Below are 4,984 nucleotides of genomic sequence, written 5' to 3' on the forward strand. Positions count from 1 at the left end.
TGCGGTCGCCAGCGCCACCGCCACGCCGACGAGCACGGCACGGCGGGTGGCGGGGTCCCGCAGCGACGGCAGCACCAGCGCGAGCAGGACGGCGGGGAATGCGGCGTCCAGGCCGAAGGCGTCGGTGTCGGTGACCACGGTGCCCGCCAGCGCACCGGCGACCGCGCCGAGGTTCCACAGCAGGAACAACGCGACGCCGCAGACCCAGTACGCCGCACGGCGGCGGGCGGCGTCGCGCTGCGCGAGCGCGAAGGCCACCGTCTCGTCGATCATCAGGTGGCTGCCCAGGAGCCGGCTGCCGAGGCTCCGGCCGAGCACGTCGCCCACGGCGAAGCCGAACGGCAGGTGCCGCGCGTTGACCAGGAGTCCCGCGAACACCGCCGCCAGCGGATTACCCCCCGACGCGAGCAGCCCGACGACGAGGAACTGGGAGGCGCCCGCGAACACCACCACGGACATCAGCACGGGCAGCCACAGCGGGAGGCCGGCACCGACCGCGATGGCCCCGAACGACAGCCCCACGACGGCGTCGGCCACGCACACCAGCGCGATGTCCCGCACCAGTGCACGGTCGAGGGTTCGCCACATCGAACGCATAGACTTCCATGGTGAACCCGACCGGGGCGTTCGTCAAACCGAACGATGAGGAGTGTTCATCGAACATGACCGACCGCGATCCGGCCACCAAGGCACCGCTCGACGTCATCGCCGCGTCACTGGCCCGGGAGCGGCACCGCGCGGGGCTGTCCCTGGCGGAGGTCGCCCGCAGAGCGGGCATCGCCAAGTCCACGCTCTCCCAGCTGGAGTCGGGCACGGGGAACCCGAGCGTGGAGACGCTGTGGGCGCTGGGGGTGGCACTCGACGTCCCGTTCGCCCGGCTCGTGGACCCGCCCCGCGGGGCGGTGCAGGTGATCCGCCGGGGCGAGGGGCCCGCCGTGGCCTCGGAACGCGCGGACTACGTGGCCACCCTGCTGGCCTCCTGCCCGCCGAACGCCCGGCGCGACCTGTACCTGATCACGGTGCAGCCGGGGGCGCCCCGGGAGTCCGACCCACACATGCCCGGGGTCACCGAGCACGTCGTGCTGGCCTCGGGCCGCGCACTCGTCGGCGTCGCCGAGGACCCGGTGGAACTCGCCCCGGGCGACTACATCGCCTACCCGGGCGACGAACCGCACGTCTTCCGCGCCCTCGACCCCGACACCATGGCCGTCATGGCCTCCGAACACCGCTGACCACCCCGCGGCCCGGGTGGCACCGTGAAGGGCACGTTCCCTGCGCCAGGCGCCGTGAGGGGCACTTTCGCTGCGTCACACGCAGGGAAAGTGCCCCTCACGGCACAACCGTCACCAGCCGCGTTCGGCGAGGCGGTGGGGTTCGGGGCTGTCCTCGACGTTGAGGCCGACCATGGCGTCGCCGAGGCCGCGGGAGACCTTGGCCAGCATGTCCGGGTCGTCGTGGAAGGTGGTGGCCTTGACGATCGCCTCGGCGCGCCGGGCCGGGTCTCCGGACTTGAAGATGCCGGAACCGACGAAGACGCCCTCGGCGCCGAGCTGCATCATCATCGCCGCGTCGGCGGGGGTGGAGATCCCGCCCGCGGTGAACAGCACCACGGGGAGTTTGCCGGTCCGGGCGACCTCGGCGACCAGCTCGTACGGGGCCCGCATCTCCTTGGCCGCCACGTAGAGCTCGTCGGCGGGCAGGGCGGCCAGCGTGCGCATCTCCGACCGGATCGCGCGCATGTGGGTGGTGGCGTTGGACACGTCGCCCGTGCCCGCCTCGCCCTTCGAACGGATCATCGCCGCGCCTTCGTTGATCCGGCGCAGCGCCTCACCGAGGTTGGTCGCACCGCACACGAACGGCACGGTGAACTCCCACTTGTCGATGTGGTTGGCGTAGTCGGCCGGGGTGAGCACCTCGGACTCGTCGACGTAGTCGACACCGAGGGACTGCAGCACCCGCGCCTCGACGAAGTGGCCGATCCGGGCCTTGGCCATCACCGGGATGGACACCGACGACACGATGCCGTCGATGAGGTCGGGGTCGCTCATCCGCGCCACCCCGCCCTGGGCGCGGATGTCGGCGGGCACGCGCTCCAGCGCCATCACCGCGACCGCTCCCGCGTCCTCGGCGATCCTGGCCTGCTCCGGGGTGACCACGTCCATGATCACGCCACCCTTGAGCATCTCGGCCATGCCGCGCTTCACCCGCGGGGTGCCGGTCTCGGGTCGCTGGTTGTCGGAGGGTCGGACGTCTGACACGGGGATACGCCTTTCACACAGGGGTGGTTACCCGTTCAGCGTACGTCCCGCGTGGACCGCACAGGCGGGCCAGTTCGCGGCGATCTCACCAGTCCACTTCATCCCCGGGCGACGCGACCGCTTGCCATCCCCGGCCTCCGGGTATGTGATCGGAGACACAACCCTCGTCCCGTGGTGTCACCGCACCAGGCGAACCACCCGTGGGGTCACCACACCACGCACGGCGCACACCGCCCGGGGAGGACCGCGATGGCCGAGAAGAACACCAGGATCACCGAGACCGGAGCCGGCCTCGCCGTGGACGACCCCGGCAGAGTACGCAACGTGGCCCTCGTGGGGCCGCCGGGTTCGGGCAAGACCACGCTGGTCGAGGCGCTGTTGGTGGCCTCGGGCACCATCGCCCGCGCCGGGTCGGTCGTGGACGGCACCACGGTGAGCGACCACGACCCGGCCGCGGTCCGCCAGCAGCGGTCCGTCGGGCTCTCCCTGGCGCCCGTCCGGCACGCGGACACCAAGATCAATCTGATCGACACGCCCGGATACGCGGACTTCGTCGGCGAGGTCCGCGCGGGACTGCGCGCGGCCGACGCCGCGCTGTTCGTGGTCAGCGCGGGCGAGGGGGTGGACGCGGCGACCGTGGCCCTGTGGGAGGAGTGCGCGGCGGTGCGGATGCCCCGCGCCGTCGTGGTGTCCCGGCTCGACCACGCGCGCGCCGACGTGGCCTCCGAGATCACCGAGTGCCGGGAGGCGTTCGGCGAGGGGGTCCTCCCCCTCTACCTGCCCGCGAGCGACGGCAGTCCCGGCCTGGTCGGGCTGGTCACCCAGCGGCACTTCGACTACTCCGCGGGTCATCCCCCGGCCGTGGGTCCGGTCGGTGTCGCCGATGTGGTGCGCATGACCGAGGCCCGCAACGAGCTCATCGAGGGGGTGATCGCCGAGAGCGAGGACGAGACCCTGATGGAGCGCTATCTCGCGGGCGAGGTCGTCCCGGAGGACACGCTGATCACCGACCTGGAGAAGGCGGTGGCGAAGGCGGAGTTCTACCCGGTGATCCCCGCGTGCGCGTTCACGGCGGTGGGGACGGCGGAGATCCTGGACGGCATCGTCCGGGCGTGCCCGTCCCCGCTGGAGCGCACCCCACCGGCGGTGACCACGGTCGACGGCGGGCCGCGCCCCCGGCTGACCACCGACCCGAACGGCCCCCTGGCCGCCGAGGTGTTCCGCACGACGGTGGACTCCTACGTCGGCCGGGTGTCCCTGGCGCGGGTGTTCTCGGGCACCCTGCACCCGGAGCGCCCGGTGCACGTCTGCGGACACGGACTCGCCGCACGCGGGCACGCCGACCACGACGCCGACGAGCGGGTGACGCACCTGTACTCGCCGCTCGGGGCGAGTCTGCGCGAGGTTCCACACTGCGTCGCGGGCGACATCTGCGCGGTCACCCGGATCGGCTCCGCCGAGACGGGCGACACGCTGTCCTCCCCGGACGACCCGCTGCTGATGCGGACCTGGGACATGCCGGAACCGCTGCTGCCGGTGGCGGTGACCGCCCGGACCCGCAGCGACGAGGACGCGCTGGCGCGCAACCTCTCCCGGCTGGTCGCCGGGGACCCCACCCTGCGCCTGGAACGCAACGCGGAGACGAACCAGCTGGTGCTGTGGTGCATGGGTGAGGCGCACGCGGACGTCGTGCTGTCCCGCCTGCGCGGGGGTGGCGCCGAGGTGGACACCGAGCCGGTGCGGATCAGTCTGCGGTCGACGTTCGCCGCCAAGGCGACCGGGCACGGGCGGCACGTCAAACAGTCCGGCGGGCACGGTCAGTACGCGGTGTGCGACCTCGAGGTGGAACCGCTCGAACGGGGGGCCGGGGTCGAATTCGCCGACCGGGTCGTCGGGGGCGTCGTGCCGCACCAGTTCGTCCCGAGCGTCGAGAAGGGCGTTCGTGCCCAGCTCGCGCGGGGACTCGACGACGACACTGCGGTGGTGGACGTGCGGGTGACCCTGGTCGACGGCAAGGCGCACAGCGTCGACTCCTCCGACGCCGCGTTCCAGACGGCCGGGGCGCTGGCGCTGAAGGACGCGGCGGCCAAGGCGGGCACGGTGCTGCTCGAACCGCTGGACAGCGTGACGATCCGGGTGCCCGACGACCACCTCGGCGCGGTCCTGGGCGATCTGTCGTCCCGGCGTGGCCGGGTGCTGGGCACCGAGTCGGTCGCGGGCGGGCGCAGCGTCGTCCGCGCGGAGGTCCCGGCGGGCGAACTGCTGCGCTACGCGATCGACCTGCGCTCGCTCACCTCGGGAACCGGCGAGTTCACCCGCGCCCACGCCCGCTACGAACCCGTCCCGCACCGCCAGGCCGCGGGCTGAGGTGTGCCGTGAAGGCCCCCTTCCCTGCATCCGACGCAGGGAAGGAGTCCCTCGCGGCCGGCGACGCAGGGAAGGGGGCCCTCACGGCCACCGACGCGGGGAAGGGGTCCTTCACGGCCACCGGCGCAGCGAAGGGGTCCTTCACGGCGCAGGTGCCGGGGGTGGGTGGGGGTCCGGCTCGGCGATCTCGAAGTAGTCCGGCCGGGTCGCGGTGCCCGCCAGCCGGAGCCGGCGCACCGTCCGCCGGTGCCGCAACGCCAGGGTGTCGCGGACGGCGTCGTTGTAGACGCGGCGGGCGAGCACCACCCGCTCCTCCGCGTCGGACAGCTCGCCCGCCAACGGGGCAGCCAGGCCCGCGC

The 4,984-nt window shown here is 73.1% G+C and carries 4 protein-coding genes and 1 pseudogene; 2 read left to right on the forward strand and 3 right to left on the reverse strand.

Translation table 11 applies throughout. The annotated features are described in order from the left end of the window. On the reverse strand, window positions 1–597 hold a 597-nt coding region (locus tag ACTIR_RS0108880), incomplete at its 3' end, for an AzlC family ABC transporter permease (protein ID WP_026453997.1). A 65-nt stretch (window positions 598–662) separates the two neighbouring features. On the opposite strand from ACTIR_RS0108880, the gene ACTIR_RS0108885 reads away from it, so the two are divergent. Next, window positions 663–1,232, forward strand: a complete 570-nt coding sequence (locus ACTIR_RS0108885; RefSeq protein ID WP_007026468.1) for a helix-turn-helix domain-containing protein — start codon at window positions 663–665, stop codon at window positions 1,230–1,232. 111 nt (window positions 1,233–1,343) lie between these two features. On the opposite strand, the gene pdxS is transcribed toward ACTIR_RS0108885, so the two are convergent. After that, window positions 1,344–2,258, reverse strand: a complete 915-nt coding sequence (gene pdxS, locus ACTIR_RS0108890; protein WP_026453998.1) for a pyridoxal 5'-phosphate synthase lyase subunit PdxS — start codon at window positions 2,256–2,258, stop codon at window positions 1,344–1,346. Between the two features lie 249 nt (window positions 2,259–2,507). Here pdxS and ACTIR_RS0108895 point away from each other — a divergent pair, with 249 nt between their 5' ends. Continuing rightward, entirely contained in the window at window positions 2,508–4,625 is a 2,118-nt protein-coding gene (locus ACTIR_RS0108895) for an elongation factor G-like protein EF-G2 (RefSeq protein WP_026453999.1), read from the forward strand. Between the two features lie 141 nt (window positions 4,626–4,766). On the opposite strand, the pseudogene ACTIR_RS0108900 reads toward ACTIR_RS0108895, so the two are convergent. Next, window positions 4,767–4,984, reverse strand: a pseudogene (locus ACTIR_RS0108900) (NUDIX hydrolase); the annotation flags it as partial.

The organism is Saccharomonospora iraqiensis subsp. iraqiensis (assembly GCF_000430445.1).
GTDB classification, from domain to species: domain Bacteria; phylum Actinomycetota; class Actinomycetes; order Mycobacteriales; family Pseudonocardiaceae; genus Saccharomonospora; species Saccharomonospora iraqiensis.